This is a genomic window from Bradyrhizobium sp. SUTN9-2 (genome assembly GCF_003122645.1).
GTDB lineage: Bacteria > Pseudomonadota > Alphaproteobacteria > Rhizobiales > Xanthobacteraceae > Bradyrhizobium > Bradyrhizobium yuanmingense.
In genome coordinates this window covers 6724879-6742171 of the sequence record NZ_LAXE01000001.1, presented here as the reverse complement: position 1 = coordinate 6742171, position 17293 = coordinate 6724879, and the positions used below count along the sequence as shown (strand labels likewise).

Annotated in this window: 17 protein-coding genes; 11 read left to right on the top strand and 6 right to left on the bottom strand. The window is 64.9% G+C overall.

All coding sequences use genetic code 11. The annotated features are described in order from the left end of the window. Positions 1-9: 9 nt before the first annotated feature. Entirely contained in the window at positions 10-588 is a 579-nt protein-coding gene (locus XF30_RS31220; protein ID WP_036007089.1) for a MarR family winged helix-turn-helix transcriptional regulator, read from the bottom strand. Between the two features lie 616 nt (positions 589-1204). On the opposite strand from XF30_RS31220, the gene XF30_RS31215 reads away from it, so the two are divergent. Beyond that, complete coding sequence (locus XF30_RS31215) at positions 1205-2092, top strand: dienelactone hydrolase family protein (RefSeq protein WP_109144803.1); 888 nt, start codon at positions 1205-1207, stop codon at positions 2090-2092. Between the two features lie 55 nt (positions 2093-2147). Here XF30_RS31215 and XF30_RS31210 read toward each other — a convergent pair whose 3' ends face one another. Continuing rightward, the gene (locus XF30_RS31210; RefSeq protein WP_109144802.1) at positions 2148-3416 is read right to left on the bottom strand and encodes a serine hydrolase domain-containing protein; all 1269 of its coding nucleotides are present in this window, start codon (positions 3414-3416) and stop codon (positions 2148-2150) included. Between the two features lie 122 nt (positions 3417-3538). Then, positions 3539-4387 (bottom strand): SDR family oxidoreductase, encoded by an 849-nt coding sequence (locus tag XF30_RS31205; RefSeq protein WP_109144801.1) that lies wholly within the window; start codon positions 4385-4387, stop codon positions 3539-3541. A gap of 145 nt (positions 4388-4532) precedes the next feature. Here XF30_RS31205 and XF30_RS31200 point away from each other — a divergent pair, with 145 nt between their 5' ends. Further along, positions 4533-5288, top strand: a complete 756-nt coding sequence (locus XF30_RS31200; RefSeq protein ID WP_109145924.1) for an HAD family hydrolase — start codon at positions 4533-4535, stop codon at positions 5286-5288. A 24-nt stretch (positions 5289-5312) separates the two neighbouring features. On the opposite strand, the gene XF30_RS31195 is transcribed toward XF30_RS31200, so the two are convergent. Continuing rightward, entirely contained in the window at positions 5313-5720 is a 408-nt protein-coding gene (locus XF30_RS31195) for a nuclear transport factor 2 family protein (RefSeq protein ID WP_036007097.1), read from the bottom strand. Positions 5721-5815: 95 nt separating this feature from the next. Beyond that, positions 5816-7300 carry a mannitol dehydrogenase family protein gene (locus XF30_RS31190; RefSeq protein WP_192893303.1) on the bottom strand — a complete coding sequence of 495 codons (1485 nt, stop codon included), beginning with the start codon at positions 7298-7300 and terminating at the stop codon, positions 5816-5818. Positions 7301-7443: 143 nt separating this feature from the next. On the opposite strand from XF30_RS31190, the gene XF30_RS31185 reads away from it, so the two are divergent. The 6 genes from XF30_RS31185 (at position 7444) to uxuA (ending at position 13716) form a co-directional block, all read left to right on the top strand. Then, on the top strand, positions 7444-8256 hold the full coding sequence (locus XF30_RS31185) for a FadR/GntR family transcriptional regulator (RefSeq protein ID WP_036007117.1): 813 nt from the start codon (positions 7444-7446) through the stop codon (positions 8254-8256). 82 nt (positions 8257-8338) lie between these two features. Further along, positions 8339-9304, top strand: coding sequence for a sialic acid TRAP transporter substrate-binding protein SiaP (locus XF30_RS31180; protein WP_502696171.1), 966 nt, complete (start codon positions 8339-8341; stop codon positions 9302-9304). A gap of 112 nt (positions 9305-9416) precedes the next feature. Beyond that, entirely contained in the window at positions 9417-9995 is a 579-nt protein-coding gene (locus XF30_RS31175) for a TRAP transporter small permease (protein WP_036007120.1), read from the top strand. A gap of 4 nt (positions 9996-9999) precedes the next feature. After that, positions 10000-11406 carry a TRAP transporter large permease gene (locus XF30_RS31170; protein WP_109144799.1) on the top strand — a complete coding sequence of 469 codons (1407 nt, stop codon included), beginning with the start codon at positions 10000-10002 and terminating at the stop codon, positions 11404-11406. Beyond that, a complete protein-coding gene (locus XF30_RS31165) occupies positions 11403-12452 on the top strand; it encodes an L-idonate 5-dehydrogenase (RefSeq protein WP_109144798.1) in 1050 nt (349 codons plus the stop codon). The genes XF30_RS31170 and XF30_RS31165 overlap by 4 nt, the downstream gene beginning before the upstream one ends. Positions 12453-12525: 73 nt before the next feature. Beyond that, on the top strand, positions 12526-13716 hold the full coding sequence (gene uxuA / locus XF30_RS31160; RefSeq protein WP_109144797.1) for a mannonate dehydratase: 1191 nt from the start codon (positions 12526-12528) through the stop codon (positions 13714-13716). Between the two features lie 248 nt (positions 13717-13964). Here the strand turns inward: uxuA and XF30_RS31155 are convergent, their stop codons facing one another. Then, on the bottom strand, positions 13965-14903 hold the full coding sequence (locus XF30_RS31155) for a LysR family transcriptional regulator (RefSeq protein WP_109144796.1): 939 nt from the start codon (positions 14901-14903) through the stop codon (positions 13965-13967). 210 nt (positions 14904-15113) lie between these two features. Between XF30_RS31155 and XF30_RS31150 the strand changes: the two genes are divergently transcribed. From XF30_RS31150 to XF30_RS31140, 3 genes are all read left to right on the top strand, one after another. Next, on the top strand, positions 15114-16193 hold the full coding sequence (locus tag XF30_RS31150; protein ID WP_109144795.1) for an ABC transporter ATP-binding protein: 1080 nt from the start codon (positions 15114-15116) through the stop codon (positions 16191-16193). Positions 16194-16226: 33 nt separating this feature from the next. Beyond that, complete coding sequence (locus XF30_RS31145) at positions 16227-16943, top strand: HAD family hydrolase (RefSeq protein ID WP_036007133.1); 717 nt, start codon at positions 16227-16229, stop codon at positions 16941-16943. 14 nt (positions 16944-16957) lie between these two features. Beyond that, positions 16958-17293: NAD(P)/FAD-dependent oxidoreductase (locus tag XF30_RS31140; RefSeq protein ID WP_146207814.1), on the top strand; the 336-nt coding region annotated here is incomplete at its 3' end.

Below are 17293 nucleotides of genomic sequence, written 5' to 3'. Positions count from 1 at the left end.
GCCCGCCTTTTATTGGCGGTGATGCTCGAAGCTGGTGCACAGCAGATCGACCTCCGCTTCGGCGATCGGTGCGCGAAACAGGCGGCAGCTGAACTCGGCCGTCGTCTTGCTGTCGGTATTGGCGCGATCCTCCCGCAGGAAGATGCACCGCTTGCAGACGTCGGTGTGGTGCCGCTGCTCGGCGGCATCGGAGTGGTCCAGCACGTGCCGGAACGTGTCGCGGAAGCGGATCTTGACCTCGTCGTCCAGAACGCCAATCGCTTCGATGAGGACGTTGACGGGATCGCGCACCAGGAACTTCTTGCCCTGCTGGGTCACGCTCAACGTCACCGAACGCTTGTCCGTGGCCGAGCGCTTCCGCTCGAGATAACCGAGCCGCTCGAGCTCGCCGATGATGAACGAGGCGGTGCCGCGCGTGGTGCCGACGTAGCTCGCCAGCGCCGAGGGGGTTCGGGAAAATCGGTTGGCGCGGGAGAGGAAGCGCAGCGCCATCCATTCGCGGTCGCGCAAACCGTGCTTGGTGCCTTCGAACCACAGGATGCGTGCGGCCTGCTCCAACAGTTCAATCGATTCACGAGCCAAATTCATTTCAGTTCCAGGTCGCATAAACGTTTATTCAATTGGGCCTCGGGTAGCGCAATCGGGGCGGACGAGAATGAGACCCGCTCGCGCTCCGCCGTCCGTTGCGGGCGCGCATCGCGCGTCGCGGGAAGAAGCCTCTGCGTTTCCGAAGATGGAACTTCCGGCCGTGGAACTAGGGTGTCACAAAGAAAGACCGGGTAAATCGCGCGGCCAAGATCCTCCGAAAATTTCAATCAAATGACGGCGGTTCGCACGTGATTTGGTGATGATGAGCGATGCGTAAGCAACATGATGTGTCACCATCGTCGCTGCGATTGCTATTTGTTGCGGCAGAGCCTGTCGGGTGTGCGCTTAGGAGCATTCTGTGCAGCGACAAGCGGTCCGGCCGGCAGGCAAAGAACCATTCCTTTCGGTTAATGGATGTTGCGGTGCAGTGCAGCCAGGCGGTTAAGTCCGGCACACGGCCCACGCTCCGGCGGGCAGCGGACACCGGCGCTCGCTAACGAAGGGATGAAGTGGTGAGCCGCGTGCTCGCAGGCTGGTGACTTGCGTTTATCCGGCAATTACTGGCGAATGCGGCGCCCGAGGGGCATCAGCATGGGAATCAGGAATGGGAAGATCGATGAGCTTTGAAACCACCATGACATCCGACGTCGTTGGACTGACGAAAGTTGCCCCGCTCTCGCGCCGCGGATTCATGAGCGCCACCGCTGCCGTCGCCGCTGGCTACACGCTCGCGGCCGGTCCGGTCCGGGCCGACATCATCACGACGGATACCAGCGGCCTCCAGGCCGGCGATGCCAAGATCAAGGTCGGCTCTGAGGAAATGCCCGCCTATTTCGCCCGCCCGGCCGGCAACGCCAAGGCGCCGGTGGTCATCGTGGCGATGGAAATCTTTGGGCTGCACGAATACATCCGGGACGTGACGCGCCGCCTTGCCAAGCTCGGCGCGTTCGCAGTGGCGCCCGACTATTATTTCCGCAAGGGCATCGACCTGACCAAGGTCACGGATATCAAGGAGCTGCTGCCGGTGGTGAATGCGAAGCCGGACGCGGAGCTGTTGTCGGATCTGGACGCGACGGTCGCCTGGGCAGGATCGCAAGGCGGCGACACCACGAGGCTCGGCATCATCGGCTTTTGCCGGGGTGGCCGCACGGTCTGGGAGTATGCCGCCCACAGCGGTGCGCTCAAGGCGGGCGTTGCCTTCTACGGGACCTTGGTCGATCCAGCCAACCCGTTGTGGCCGAAGAGCCCTCTGCAGCTCGCGCCCGAGATGAAGGCGCCGGTGCTCGGCCTCTATGGTGGCGCCGATACCGGCATTCCCGTCGCGCAGGTCGAGCAGATGAAGGCCGCGCTCGAGCAGAGCAAGAAGACGGCCGACTTCAAGATCTACCCCGAAGCGCCGCACGGCTTCCATGCCGACTATCGCGGCAGCTACCGCAAGGACGCCGCGGAAGATGCCTGGAAGCAGGCAGAGGCCTGGTTCAAGAAATACGGCGTGTTGAGCTGACGGTCAATCAAGAGGGCGGCCCAAGTGGCCGCCCTTTCTCTTTCATGTGACGGTCTCACTTCGTCATCGCGCCGTAGACGATGTCCTGGACCTGCTCGCGATAATACTTCCTGAGCTCACCCGGTGCCGCCGTTCCCACCACGACGACGAGACGCTCCTTGGGATCGCAGAAGTACTGCGTCCCGTAGGCTCCGTTCCAGGTGAACTCGCCCGGATTGCCGGGGACTGACGATAACCCTTCGCTGGTGCGGACCGCCACCGAAAGGCCGAAGCCGAAGCCGCCGCGATGCGGTTCGACATTGGCGACGTTGTTCTTGATCTCGGGGCCGAGATGGTTCGCCGTCATGTGACGGACGGTCTTCGGACCGAGAATGCGCTGCCCGTCGAGCTCGCCGCCGTTGAGCAACATCTGTCCGAAGCGGATGTAGTCGCCGACCGTCGCGAAGGAGCAGGCGCCGCCGCAGTCGAACTTGGTTGGAGTGTCCAGGAGCTTGATGGCCTGCGGCTTGCCCGTCAGCGGATCGTTCGGGAAGGGGCGGGCGAGGCGCGGGCGCTGCGCCTCGGTCGGATGGAAAGTCGCATCCTTCATGCCGAGCGGCTGCCAGACATTGGCAGCGAGATAGTCGCCAAGCTTCTGCTCGCTCACCTTCTCGACGACAGCGCCGAGCACGTCGATCGAAAAGCCGTATTCGAACGCGGTCGAGGGCTGCTGCGCCAGCGGCAGCTTGGTGATGCGATCGATAAAAGCCTGGGTGTCGCCTTCGATCGCCGGCGCAATGCCATCGGGATATTGCCGCGCCACGGGGCTCGATGAGTCGGGGCGGCCGCCATATATCAGCCCCGACGTATGCCGGTAGAGATCGTGGATGAAGATCGGCGAGGCCTGCGGTTCGAGCTTGAGTGATCCATCCGCCTGAGGCACGCCGACCTTCATGTCGGCGAAGCCCGGGTAGTATTCGGACAGCTTGGCCTGGAGCGGCAGCCGTCCCTGCTCCATCAGCGTCAGGCCGGCGACCGCGGCCATCGGCTTGGTCATCGAGGCCAGCGCGAAGATCGCATCGAGCGGCATCGGCGTGCCCTTGGCCGGATCGAGCAGGCCATAGGCCTTGTAGTGGACGAGCTTGCCGTCGCGCGCGATGGCGACCACTGCGCCGGGAACGCGCTTGGCCGCGATCTCGCGCGCGAAGAAATTATCGAGGCGTGCAAGGCCTTGCTTCGAAAATCCGACATCGTCGGGATTGGCTTCGGGCAGCGGCGCAGCGCGCGCGGCGCCGAGCGTGACGACAGCAATCGTTGCCGCGATCATGGCGATCGTCTTGTTCATTGCATTCTCCCAAGAGGCGAGCTCGTTGTGCGGTGGCTCGCTCGAAGGTTAGATCATGACCGCACAGGGACGAAGTCAAGCGTGGGGGCGGCATGTCTGGGACGCATCGGAGCGCAGGAACCCTAACGTCCTTCGCCGGCCCGCCAGAGAGCGTCGAGGCCGTGCCGATAGGTGGGGCAGGCCAGCGTGACGCCGAGCTCGCGCTTCAGTTTCTCGTTGGAGACGCGGGCGCTGCTGGCATAGAAGCTGCGCGCCATCGCCGACATCTCGGCGGTGGCGAACGCTTCTTCCGGCGGCGGCGCCACGCCCATCAGCTGCGCGGCATAGCCGATCACGTCCTGCGGCGGCGCCGGCTCATCGTCGCAGACGTTCCAAACGCCGCCGCCCTGGTGACGAAGAGCGGCCATGATCGCGCTCGCGATGTCGTCGACGTGGATGCGGTTGAACACCTGTCCCGGCTTGATGATGCGCCTCGCCGTTCCCGCGCGCAGTGTCGCCAGCGCGTTGCGGCCGGGACCGTAGATGCCCGCAAGCCGCAGGATCGCGGCATCGCCGTCCGTCGCATCCGTCCAGGCCTGCTCCGCCGCGATCCGCATCCGCGTGCGGTCGAGGATGGCCTGCGGCGGCGTGCTCTCGTCGACCCAGCTGCCTGCGTGATCGCCGTACACCCCGATGGTGGAGAGATAGATGGCCTTGCGTTTCCGCCCTGTCAGCACGTCCGCGAAGGCTGCGAGCGCGGGATCGCCGCCGCTGCCGGGCGGAATCGACACCAGGAGGACGTCGGCGTCGCGAACCCGTTCAACCGTCTCGGGCGACGGAAGGCTGCCGGAAAACGGATGCACCTCGATCCCGGCGAGGTCATTCCGCTGCGCGGGATCGCGCACGGTGCCGGCGACATGCGAGAAGCTGCGGCCGTGCTTGCGGACGAAATGCCGGGCGCTGTAGCCGAGGCCGAGGATGAAGAGCCGCATGCGTCTCCCGTGCAGGTCGAAAGTTCCCGTTCGCGCCGTCGCGCACCGTTCGCTCATAAGAGATTTTTGGGTCCGGCAAAAGATATTGCGATTTTACTCGTCTGTCGCTTCGGGCGATGTTCGCTTGGGACAGGAGGCATCGATCATGCAGGCCGAAGCGTTGGTTCAGGCGCCAGCAGACGCCGCCGAACTGATCCGGCGCGCGGCCGCGCTGATCTTCGACGTCGACGGCACCTTGGCCGAAACCGAGGAGCTGCATCGGCAGGCCTTCAATCTCGCCTTCGCCCGCCTCGGTCTCGACTGGCAGTGGGACCGCGCCGTCTACAAGGACCTGTTGCGGGTGACGGGCGGCAAGGAGCGCATGCGCGCCTACCACGAGAGGCTAGTGACCGCTCCGCCCTTGTCGGACGGGGACATCGCAGAACTTCACCGCATCAAGACCGCGCATTATGCCGAATTGGTCGAGGCCGGCCGCTGTCCCTTGCGGCCAGGCGTGACGGATTTGCTCAGGGCCGCGAAGGAGCGCGGCCAGCGGCTTGCGATTGCGACCACCACATCGCACGGCAATATCGATGCGCTGCTGTCGCAGGCGCTGGGCAAACGCTGGGCCGCGGATTTCGATGCGATCGTCGCCGGCGACGACGTCAGGCACAAGAAGCCGGCGCCCGACGTCTATTTCGAGATTCTGGCGCGGCTGAAGCTCGAGGCATCCGATTGCGTTGCGATTGAGGATTCCGCCAACGGTCTGATTGCGGCCTCGCGCGCCGGCATCCCGGTTCTGATCACCCGCAGCATGTTCTTCGGGGACGACGACTTCACCGGCGCGCATGTCGTGCTCGACGATCTGTCGGAACTTTCGGCCCGCCAAACAAAAGCTGAAAAACAACCCCATGCACAGTAGATCACGGCGCCGTGATCGCCGTGCTCAGTGGACGCGGTGACTTGCTCTATCGTCCTCGGCCTGCTCGACAATCTGTGCGATCGGACTGGACTGATGATGCACCAGGCGCCAGTCGTCGCCGACGCGGCGAAAATGGTTCGCCGCAGCCAGCGCGGTGCCGTCGACGATCTCGATGCAGAGCACGCGGGCGCTGTCGCCGTCGACGATGGCCTGCGGCTCGGCGCAGACGATCTGCGGCCGCTGCGGGTTTTGCAGGATGTCGCGCCAGCTTCCGATCACGGTGGCGCGGCCGATGATGGCCGGCCAGCCGGGATGGATGCAGGAGATGCCGTCGTCATCCGCCCACATCCGTTCCATGCCGGCGAAGTCGCCGGTCGAGAATGCCGCGTAAAAGGCCGCGTTGGCGGCAATGACCTTGGTGTCGTTTCCCATCGCTCTCGGGTGGGGCAAGGACAGGCAAAAATCAAGCGCGACTTTCCGTCGACTTTGGCCGCAGTGCAGCATTCAGGATGCTGCCCGCGTCGTGGTCACGCTGAAACGTGCGTTGCCACGGCCCGCCGCGTGCCGTCGGCATAGAGGCGGCCGAGCGCCGCGGTGACAGCCTCGCGCAGGCGCGGCTCGGCGCCGAGCGGCCCGAACACCTTCGCCACCCCGAGCAGTGCCGGCGCGAGGCGCTCGGCAACGGGTCCTGCCTCGCGCGCCAGCGCGGCGAACTCGGCGGCGAATGGATCGCGCACGTCGATCGGCCGTCCCTGCTCGTCGACGCCGCTGACGTAGCGGATCCAGCCGGCCACCGCCAGCGCATGCGTTGCGATGGGCAGGCCTCTGGCAAGGCGATCCTGCATCGCGCCGAGCAGCCGCTGCGGCAGCTTTTGCGAGCCGTCCATGGCAATCTGCCAAGTGCGATGGTGCAGCGCCGGATTGGCGAAGCGCTTGAGCAGCGAGGCGCGATAAGCGGCGAGATCCGTGCCTGATGGCATGGTCAGCGTCACCGCGGCCTCTTCCATCACCTGCGCGGCGAGGCGCGCAAAATGCGGATCCTGCATCGTGTCGGCGATGGTCTCGTAGCCGGAGAGATAGCCGAGATAGGCCAGCGCGGAATGGCTGGCGTTGAGCAGCCGCAGCTTCATCAGCTCGAACGGCTTGACGTCGCCGACGAGCTCGACACCCGCTGCGGCAAGGTCCGGCCGGCCCGCGGTGAAGCGGTCCTCGACCACCCATTGCGTGAACGGCTCGGTCATGACAGGCCAGGCGTCGCGCATGCCCAGCGCGGATGCGACCGCATCGCGGTCGGCATCCGTCGTCTCCGGCACGATGCGGTCGACCATAGTCGAGGGGAACGCAACCGTGTCGGCGATCCACTTGCCGAGTTCCCTAGAACGCAGCGCGGCGAACTGCGTGACGATCCGCTGCACGGTGTGGCCGTTGGCGGCGAGGTTGTCGCAGCACAGCACGGTGAAGGGCGAAAGACCCTGCGCCCGCCGGCGTGCCAGCGCGGCGACGATGAAGCCCGGCGCCGAGCGCGGCGCGTCGAAATTATTGAGGTCGTGCACGACATCAGGATGCCGCTCGTCGAGATCGCCGGTCTGCGGCGTATGGCAATAGCCCTTCTCGGTCACCGTGAGCGAGACGATGCGGATGGCGGGATCGGCCATCCGCTCGACCAGGGTTGCCGGCTTCTCGCGCGCGACGACGCTGTCGAGCAGGGCGCCGATCACGCGGTGCTCGGTACCTTCGGCGGCGCGGACAGCGACGGTGTAGAGATGGTCCTGCGGGGCGAGGGCGTCGCGCGTATCCGGGCTGCGCAGGCTCGCGCCGATGATGCCCCAGGACATGCTGCCCCTAGCAAGGCAATCGTCGATGACGACGGCCTGATGGGCACGATGAAACGCCCCGAGCCCGAGATGCACGATGCCGGGCGTGACGCGCGATCGGTCATAGGCCGGCCGCCGGATGGCAGGTGCCAGGCGGTCGAGATTGGCGCGACCAAGGCGCATCGAGCTCTGGCGCATGGACGTCTCCCCTTGCTTTGCCGCTGCTTGACATGGCGTCCGTATCAGGTCAATGCTCCGGTCAATTGGTAAGACCAATTTTCCAAAATTGGCGGGTCGCGGGCGCCGGAGGCGCCGCGCGAGACCTTTTCGGGAGGACCAGCGTGCCGCTGGAAGCTGTGGAGGCGAGACGGCTCTATCGCCAGGTCGCCGATCAATTGCGAAGCCTGATCGACAGCGGCGAGTACGCGGTCGGCAGCCGCTTGCCGACCGAGCGCGACCTCGCGGAACAGCTCAAGGTGTCGAGGCCCACGGTGCGCGAAGCCTTGATTGCGCTCGAGGTCGAAGGGCGCCTGCGCATCCGCGTCGGATCCGGCATCTATGTGATCGAGCCCGCCGCCGTGGCCGCGCCGACAGCTACTGCCGTCATCGAAGGCCCGTTCGAACTCTTGCGCGCCCGCGAATTCCTGGAGAGCGCCATCGCCGAACAGGCCGCGCGCGTGGCGACCAAAGATGACATCGACCGCATCGACGCCGCGCTCGTCGCGATGGAGAATGTCGACCATCCTGGCGAAGCCTCGATGGTTCATGACCGCGCCTTCCATATCGCCGTGGCAGGATGTCTCGGCAATGCCGTGCTGGTGCGGGTTGTCGGCGAGTTGTTCGACCAGCGCCTCAACCCCTATTTCGCGCAGCTAGCGCATTATTTCGAGAATCCCACCACGTGGCGAACCGCGCTCGATGAGCACCGGGCCGTGCGCGACGCCATCGCTGCGCGCCGGCCGCTGACGGCCCATGACGCCATGCGCGATCACCTCGCGCATTCGCAGGAGCGCTTTGCACAGAATTTTGGTGCCGAGACATCAGCAGGGGCGCCGGCTGCACGGAGGCGGGCGGCGCCGTCCGGGGTTCAGCCGGCGAAATCAAAACGACCATCGAAGAAACAGGCCAAGAGCGGCAGCTCGCGGCGGCGATGAGATTGGGCGGCCCGCATCCATGCCGGGGCGGGCGAACAAGAAGCAGACTTGAACGATGGAGGAAAAGTCGATGTTAAAGAAGATGACGATTGCAGCAGCGATTTCCGCCGCCACGCTGTTGGCGGCGACCAGCGCCAGCATGGCGCAGACCAAGCTCAAATGGGCCCATGTCTACGAGCCCTCGGAGCCGTTCCACACAGCCTCGGTCTGGGCCGCGCAGGAGATCAATAAGCGCACCAACGGGCGCTACCAGATCGAGGTCTATCCGGCCTCGCAGCTCGGCAAGGAGACCGACATCAACCAGGGCCTCTCGCTCGGTTCGGTCGACATCATCATCTCCGGATCGAGCTTCGCGGCCAAGAGCTTCGCGCCGATCGGCGTGACCTATTATCCCTACACCTTCCGCGATGCCGATCATCTGCTCGCCTACACCAAGAGCGACATCTTCAAGGAGCTCGCCAAGGGCTATGAGGACAAGAGCGGCCACCACATCGTCGCGGTGACCTATTACGGAGTGCGCCAGACCTCGTCCAACAAGCCGATCAAGACCTGCGCGGACATGAAGGGCCTGAAGATCCGCGTGCCCGACGTTCCGGCCTATCTGGCGATGCCGCGGGCCTGCGGCGCCAACACCGCGCCGATCGCGTTCGCCGAGGTCTATCTCGCGCTCCAGAACGGCACCGTCGAGGCGCAGGAAAATCCGCTGACGACGATCGAGGCCAAGAAGTTCTACGAGGTGCAGAAGCACATCGTGCTGACCGGCCACATCGTCGATCACCTCAACACCGTGATCGCCGGCGCGCTGTGGAAGAAGCTCAGCGACGAGGACAAGAAGATCTTCACCGACGTGGCGCAGGAGGCCGCTGCCAAGGCAACGGGCGAGATCAAGCAGAACGAGGCCAAGCTGGTCGCCTTCTTCAAGGACAAGGGCCTGAGCGTGACCGAGGTCGACAAGAACGAGTTCCGCGACACCGTGTTGAAGAACGTCGCGTTCGAGACTTTCGGGTACCGCAAGGCGGATTGGGAGAAGATCCAGGCGGTGAAGTGACGACGTAGCCGTCATCCCGGGGCGGTCCGCAGACCGAGCCCGGGATCTCGAGGTTCCGGGTCTGGTGCTAACGCACCATCCCGGAACGACGTAGCGAGTTTGAGGAGCCCCCATGTCCACCGCCGAAATCCACCGGCAGATCACCGCGGACGAGATCGCGCACACCTTCGAGGAGGAGGCGACGCCGAAGGTCGATCTCGGCGTCTACGCCTTCGAGGACTGGGTGGCGCTGGCGATTTTCTGGGTGATGGCGCTCGCCGTCTTCCTGCAGTTCTTCACCCGTTACGTGCTCAACGACAGCTACGCCTGGACCGAGGAGATCGCGACCTATTGCCTGATCGGGGTGGTTTTCATCGGCTCGTCGATGTGCGTACGGCTGTCGCGGCATATCCAGGTCGACCTCGTCTATCGCTATCTGCCGCATGCCGTAGGGCGCGTGCTGTCGACCGCGATCGACCTGATCCGGATCGCCTTCTTCGGATACGCCATCAAGCTGGTCTGGGTCTACATCAGGATCATCGGCGACGAGCAGATGACCACCATCAATCTTCCCAAGGACTATGTCTATTACGCCGTGCTGCTCGGGTTCGTGCTGATGTTCGCACGCTCTGTGCAGGTGGCAATCCAGAACTGGCGGCAGGGTTACTCGGTCCTCGAACGTCCCGGTGCCTACGACGGATCGGAAGGATAAAACCATGCTGCTGTTGCTCGGAGGCTTTCTCGTTCTCATGCTGCTCGGCGTTCCCGTGGCGATCGCCATGGCGGTGTCGTCGCTGCTCTATATCCTGGTCAGCGGCGTGACGCCCGACGTCACGCTGGCGCAGCGCATGATCGCCGGCGTCGAGAGCTTCCCGCTGCTCGCCGTGCCGTTCTTCATCCTGGCCGGCAATCTCATGAACATCGCCGGCGTCACCGGGCGCATCTACAAATTCGCGGTTGCGCTGGTGGGGTGGATGCGCGGCGGCCTCGGCCACGTCAACATCATCGGCTCGGTGATCTTCTCCGGCATGTCGGGCACCGCGATTGCGGATGCCGCCGGCCTCGGCACCATCGAGATCAAGGCGATGAAGGACCACGGTTACTCCACCGAGTTCTCGGTCGGCGTCACCGCGGCCTCCGCGACGCTCGGACCGATCATTCCGCCGTCGCTGCCGTTCGTGATCTACGGCATGATGGCGAACGTCTCGATCGGCGCGCTGTTCCTGGGCGGCGTCATTCCCGGCGTCGTGCTGACGCTGTTCATGATGGTGACGGTCACCTATTTCGCGCACAAGAACAAATGGGGCAGCGACACGCCGTTCTCTTGGCCGCAGCTCGGCTCGGCCGGGCTCGAGATATTGATCGTGCTGTCGTTCCCGATGGCGATCTGGCTGATGGTCCTCGCCGGCCTCTCGGTCAACATGGCCGTCGTCATCGGCCTCGGCACGCTGCTCCTGATCGACTGGTATTTCGACTTCTCGGCGGTGATGGCGTTGATGGCGCCGGTGATCCTGATCGGCGGCATGACGCTGGGCTGGTTCACGCCGACGGAAGCCGCCGTCGCCGCGGTGATCTGGTCGCTGTTCCTCGGCCTCGTCCGCTACCGCACCATGACGTTCCAGACCGTCGCCAAGGCGACCTTCGATACCATCGAGACCACGGCCTCGGTGCTGTTCATCGTCACGGCGGCGTCGATCTTCGCCTGGCTGCTGACGGTGTCGCAGGCGGCGCAGATGCTCTCGGACTGGATGCTCAGCATCACCCAGAACAAATGGGTGTTCCTGGCGCTCGCCAACGTGCTGATCCTGTTTGTCGGCTGCTTCATCGACACCACGGCGGCAATCACCATTTTGGTGCCGATCCTGCTCCCGATCGTGCTCAAGCTCGGCATCGACCCCATTCATTTCGGCCTGATCATGACGCTGAACCTGATGATCGGCCTGTTGCATCCGCCGCTCGGCATGGTGCTGTTCGTGCTCGCCCGCGTGGCAAAGCTCTCCGTCGAGCGAACGACGGTGGCGATCCTGCCCTGGCTGGTTCCGCTGCTGCTGGCGCTGATCGCGATCACCTTCATTCCCGAACTGACCCTCTGGCTGCCAAAATACATGGGACTCTCCAAATGACCTCGACCGCTCTCGCCGCGACCCTGTTCGGCCCCGAAGACCTGCGCATGATCGAGCATCCGCTCGACAGGCTCGCTGACGGCATGGTGCGCATCCGCTTCGGCGCCGGCGGCATCTGCGGCTCGGACATGCACTATTTTCGTCATGCCCGCACCGGAGACTTCGTGGTGAAGTCGCCGCTGGTGCTGGGACACGAGATCTCGGGCGAGGTCGTGGAGATCTCCGGTGCCGCTGCGAACCTGAAGGTCGGCGACCGCGTCGCCGTCAACCCGTCGCGCTGGTGCGGCCATTGCGTCGCCTGCCGCGAGGGCCGGCCGAACCTGTGCGAGAACATCTATTTCATGGGCTCGGCTTCGAAGACGCCGCACATGCAGGGCGGCTTCGCCAACTACTTCGATGCGATCCCTGCGCAGTGCGTGAAGATTCCCGATCACGTGTCCTACCAGGCGGCCGCGCTGGCCGAGCCGCTCGCGGTGTGCCTGCACGCGGTGGCGCGCGCCGGCAAGATCGAGGGCAAGCGCGGCATCATCTTCGGTGCCGGCCCGATCGGGCTTCTGACCATGCTCGCGGCGCACCGCGCCGGCATGGCCGACATCACCGTGGCCGACATCGCCCCGGCGCCGCTTGCCTTTGCGACCAAGCTCGGCGCCTCCCATGTCGAGAACGTCTCCGCAGGCGAGGAAGGGTTGAAGGCGCAGGCTGCGTCGCGACCCTATGACGTCGCGTTCGAGGTCTCGGGCACGGCTGCCGGCCTTGCCAGCGCGATCGGCATCGTCAGGCGCGGCGGCGTCGTGGTGCAGATCGGCAACCTGCCGGGCGGCCAGATCCCGACGCCGTCGAATGCGGTGATGGCCAAGGAGATCGACCTGCGCGGCTCGTTCCGCTTCGGCTTCGAGTTCATGAATGCGGTGGAACTGATCGGCAACGGCAGCGTCGATGTGCTGTCGCTGGTCACCGCCGAGCGGCCGCTCTCGACCGCGCACGACGCGCTGCGGCTGGCGCTCGACCGTTCGCAGAGCGTCAAGGTCGTGCTGACCGCGAACTGACTTTTGTTTTGACGCGTTTTCTTCACGCGAACCGGTACCCACTTCGCTCGAAAACGCTTTGGGGAGGCAGCACATGATGCTGGAGGGATGGCGCTGGTACGGACCGGATGATCCGGTCTCGCTCGATGATGTCAGGCAGGCCGGGGCGAGCCAGATCGTCTCGGCGCTGCATCAGGTGCCGATCGGAGAGGCCTGGACGCGCAAGGCGGTCGAGGAGCGCAAGGACTTCATCGAGAACGGCCAGCCCGGCCGCTCGCAGCTGACCTGGTCGGTGGTGGAATCGATTCCGATCCCTGACGACGTCAAGCGCCTCGGCGGAAAAGCGACCAAGTCGATCGAGGCGTGGATCGCGAGCCTGGAGGCGGTCGCCGCGTCCGGCATCAAGATCATCTGCTATAACTTCATGCCCGTGGTGGACTGGTGCCGCACCGATCTGGAATGGGAGCTGCCGAACGGCGCCCGTGCCATGCGCTTCGACCAGGACCGCTTTGCGGCATTCGAGCTGCACATCCTGAAGCGCCCGGCGGCTGCTCAAGAGTATACCCCCGAGCAGCAGGCGCGCGCTAAAAAGCTGTTCGAGCAGATGAGCCAGGCGGATATCGACTATCTCGTCATGGTCATTGCCAGCGCGCTGCCGGGCTCGACCACCGAGCCGATGACGATCCCGCAATTCCGCGATCGGCTGGACACCTATCGCGACATCACGCCAAAGATATTGCGGCAGCATCTCGCGGAATTCCTCGCGCGCGTAACGCCGGTGGCCGAGCAGCTCGATGTCTCCTTGACGCTGCATCCGGACGATCCGCCGCGGCCGCTGTTCGGCCTGCCGCGCATTGCTTCCAGCGCCGACGATTATCATGCTCTGTTCGATGCCGTGCCGTCCAAGGCCAACGGCATCTGCTTCTGCACCGGCTCGCTCGGCGTGCGCGCGGAGAACAATCTCCCTGATATGGCCGAGCGCTTCGGCCCGCGCATCGCGTTCGCCCATCTGCGCGCGACCAAGCGCGAGGCGGACGTCCTGTCGTTCTACGAGTCCGACCATCTCGACGGTGACGTCGACATGATCGCGGTGCTCAAGGCGCTGTTGAAGGAGAACGCGCGGCGCGCACCGGACAAGAGAATCGTGTTCCGTCCCGATCACGGCCACCGCATGCTCGACGATCTCGCCGCCACCAAGCGCACCAATCCCGGCTACACCGCCATCGGCCGCCTGCGCGGCCTCGCAGAGTTGCGCGGTGCGATCAGGGCGATCGAGCATCGGTAGCGGGCAAACCTCTCTCCACACTGTCATTGCGAGGAGCTCTTGCGACGAAGCAATCCAGAATCCCTCCGCGGAAAGACTCTGGATTGCTTCGCTGCGCTCGCAATGACGTGGAGGGAGGGGGGGCGACGCCTCCACAGCGTCATGGCCGGGCTTGTCCCGGCCATCCACGCCTTACCACGTGGCACGGCGAACGTGGATGCCCGGGACAAGCCCGGGCATGACGGCTTCTTGTGAAGCTCGCTCCAGGCTCAATAGCACGCCGCCATGGCGCCGAGCTTCGGATAGAGCCGGTCGATCGCGGCGATCTCGCTTTTCATCTGCGCGATGATCCAGTCGCGGATCTCGGCGGCGATCGGGCGCATCGCGCGGTTGCGCGGCGGCAGGAATTCGCAGATGCGGCGCGTGGTGGTGAGCCGGTCGGAGGCCGGCACCAGCGCGCCGGTGAGCAGCCAGTGCGAGGCGACCGTCAGCCAGCCGAGCGCAATGCCCTGGCCGAGCAGCGCGGCTTGCACCACGACGGCATAGTCGGTGAAGCTCAGCGCCTTGGCCGCGCCGCGGCGGCCGGTGAGGAGCGAAGCGTAATCCGCGGCCCAGTCGCCCGGCGTCTCGGCGAGGCGAATGATGGTGTTGCCCTCGGTGGGATCGGTCTCGCCGAGATAGGTGGGGCTGCACATCGGCAGCATCACTTCCTTCATCACCAGCGTGCCGCCGGAGGGCGGCTCGTCGCGATCGCGGAAGCGCATGCCGAGATCGACATTCTCCACCGGCCCGCGCAGCGCGCCGGAAATCAACTGGAAGCGCAGATCGACTTGCGGAAACTGCTTCTGCAGCTTGTCGATGCGCGGCATTAGCCAGTGCGTGGTGAAGGCGGAGGAGACCGACAGCGTCACCGTCTCGGTGCCCTTGCGCCGCCGCTCGATCTCGACGAGCCCGCTCTCGATGCTGCGAAAGCCTTCGAGCACGCGGCGATAGAGCAGCTCGCCTTCTTCGGTGAGCACCGCGCGGCCCGCCTTGCGATCGAACAGGCGAACGCCGAGATGCTCCTCGAACTGTCCGAGCATGCGGCTCACCGCCGGCTGCGTGACGTTCAGCTCGGCGGCCGCAGCCGTGAAGCTGCCATTGCGCGCCGCCGCGTCGAAGACGAACAGGGCGTTGCTGGACGGCAGCATGCGACGGAGCTCTGGCATAACGTCATGTTATGGGCGCGGTGAGAATTTGGCAATTGCCGGATTTTGCCAAGTCTGGTGTCATCAGCATGACAGCTTAAAGACAGGCCCTTCGAGAGAGGATTTGGTGCAGCGCACGCTTTGCCGTGAGTGCTCCAAATCCCTGTCTATAAAGCAGGCTTATGGCGCGCAGTGAGGCACGCCGGCTGAGGGACATCGCGAGGTCGATCGTTGGACAAGCGCGCGGAGAGCGTCGAGATCAGGTCCGCCAGCAAGGCCTATGGCGCCGTTCGCGCCCTCGACGACGTTTCGCTCAATGTCAGCGCCGGTGAATTCGTCTCACTGCTTGGCCCGTCCGGCTCCGGCAAGACCACGCTGCTCGGCATTTTGGGCGGCTTCATCCTGCCGACCTTAGGCACGATTCTATTCGGAGGCCGTGACGTCACCTACATGCCGCCGCACAAGCGCGACATCGGCGTGGTGTTCCAAAACTACGCGCTGTTTCCGCATATGAGCGTCGGGGAGAACGTCGCCTTTCCCTTGCGCGCGCGACGCCTGCCGAAATCCTTCTGGCCGGACAAGGTGCGCGCGGCGCTCAGCATGGTCGGGCTTGCCGGCTATGAAGAGCGCGGCATCGCGCAGCTCTCCGGCGGCCAGCGCCAGCGCGTGGCGCTGGCGCGCGCCATGATCTTCGAGCCGCGCCTGATCCTGATGGACGAGCCGCTTTCCGCGCTCGACAAGCAGCTGCGCGAATCCATGCAGATCGAGCTGCGCGCGTTGCACAAGCGGATCGGCGCGACCATCATCTACGTCACCCATGACCAGCGCGAGGCGCTGACCATGAGCGACCGCGTCGCCGTCATGAAGGACGGCCGGCTGGTCCAGATCGACGAGCCGGCGCGGCTGCATGACCATCCCGTCGATTCCTTCGTTGCCAGCTTCATCGGCGAAGCCACGATGCTGCCGGTCCGCCGCGTCGATGCTTCCAGCGTTGCGCTCGGCAATGCCTTGCTGCGCAGCGCACGCGCCATTCCCGATGGCGATGCCCTGATGCTGGCCGTGCACAGCGAGAAGCTGCTGATTGATGACGGCGCGCAGGATGCCGCCTGTAACCGGCTGACCGGGACCGTCACCGACATCGTCTATCAGGGCGAGAGCCTGCGCATTTTCCTCGCGCTCGCCGATGGCATCGCGCTCAGCCTGCGCCAGCCGAGCTATCACCAGGCCTATCACCGCATTCCGCCGCTCGGCGGCAGCCTCACCGTCACCCTCCATCCCGAGGACACCATTGTCGTGCCCAGGGTGGACTGAATCCAGCCTTGTTCAACCGAGAGAAGAAGCGATATGTCGACCCAAGCCTCGTTCAGCAATTTCAAGGTTCTCACCTTCGACGTCGTCGGCACCCTGATCGATTTCGAGACCGGCGTACTTGAAGCGGTGCGCAAGATCGGAGGCAAGAAGGCGGCCGAGCTCAGCGACGAGCAGATCTTCGAATCCTACAAGCGCGGGCGCGACAAGCATTATGAGCGCTCCAGCGAGGTGATGTTCTACGTCTACCGCTATCTCGCCAAGGAGCTCGGGCTGCCGGCGGACGATGCCTCCTGTGACGTCTTCCAGCTTGCCGTGCTGCGCTGGGGGCCGTTCTCGGACTCGGTCGAGGCGCTGAAGCGCCTGCGCACAAAATTCCGCCTGGTCGCGATGACCAATGCCGACCGCGTGGCACTCTCATGCTACGCGCATGCGCTCGGTAATCCCTTCGATGACACCGTCTGCGCCGACGACACCGGCGTTGCAAAACCGAACCCGGAATTCTTCGCCTACAACAAGGGCCGCCAGTCCGCCTTCGGGTACAAGCAGTCCGACATTCTGCACGTCGCGCAGAGCCAATATCACGACATCGGGATCGCGCGGAAGCTCGGCTACAAGGTGTGCTGGATCGAGCGCCGCCAGGGCATCGCCGGATTCGGCGGCACGCCGGCGGTGGAGACGCTGACCAAGCCGGACTTCCATTATCCGACGTTGAAGGCGCTTGCCGACGCGGCCATCGGGCCGGCGACGTAACGGAGAGCTGTGGCATGACACGGGACTGGCGCGCGCTGCCTTCCGTCAATTCGCTGTGGGAAGCCACGGCGGAGCCGGCGCGCGCGTTTCCCGTGCTGTCGGGCGAGCAACAGGCGGATGTGGTGATCATCGGCGCAGGCTACACTGGCCTCTCCGCCGCGCACCACATTGCCAGGAGCGGGCTCAGCCCCGTCGTGCTCGAGGCCAACCGTCCCGGCTGGGGCGCGAGCGGGCGCAATGGCGGCGTGATCACCGCAAAATTCCGCCTCTCGTTCCGTGAGATCGATGCCGCACACGGCCGCGCCATGGCGCGGCGCATGTACGAGATCGCGCATGAATCGACCGACATG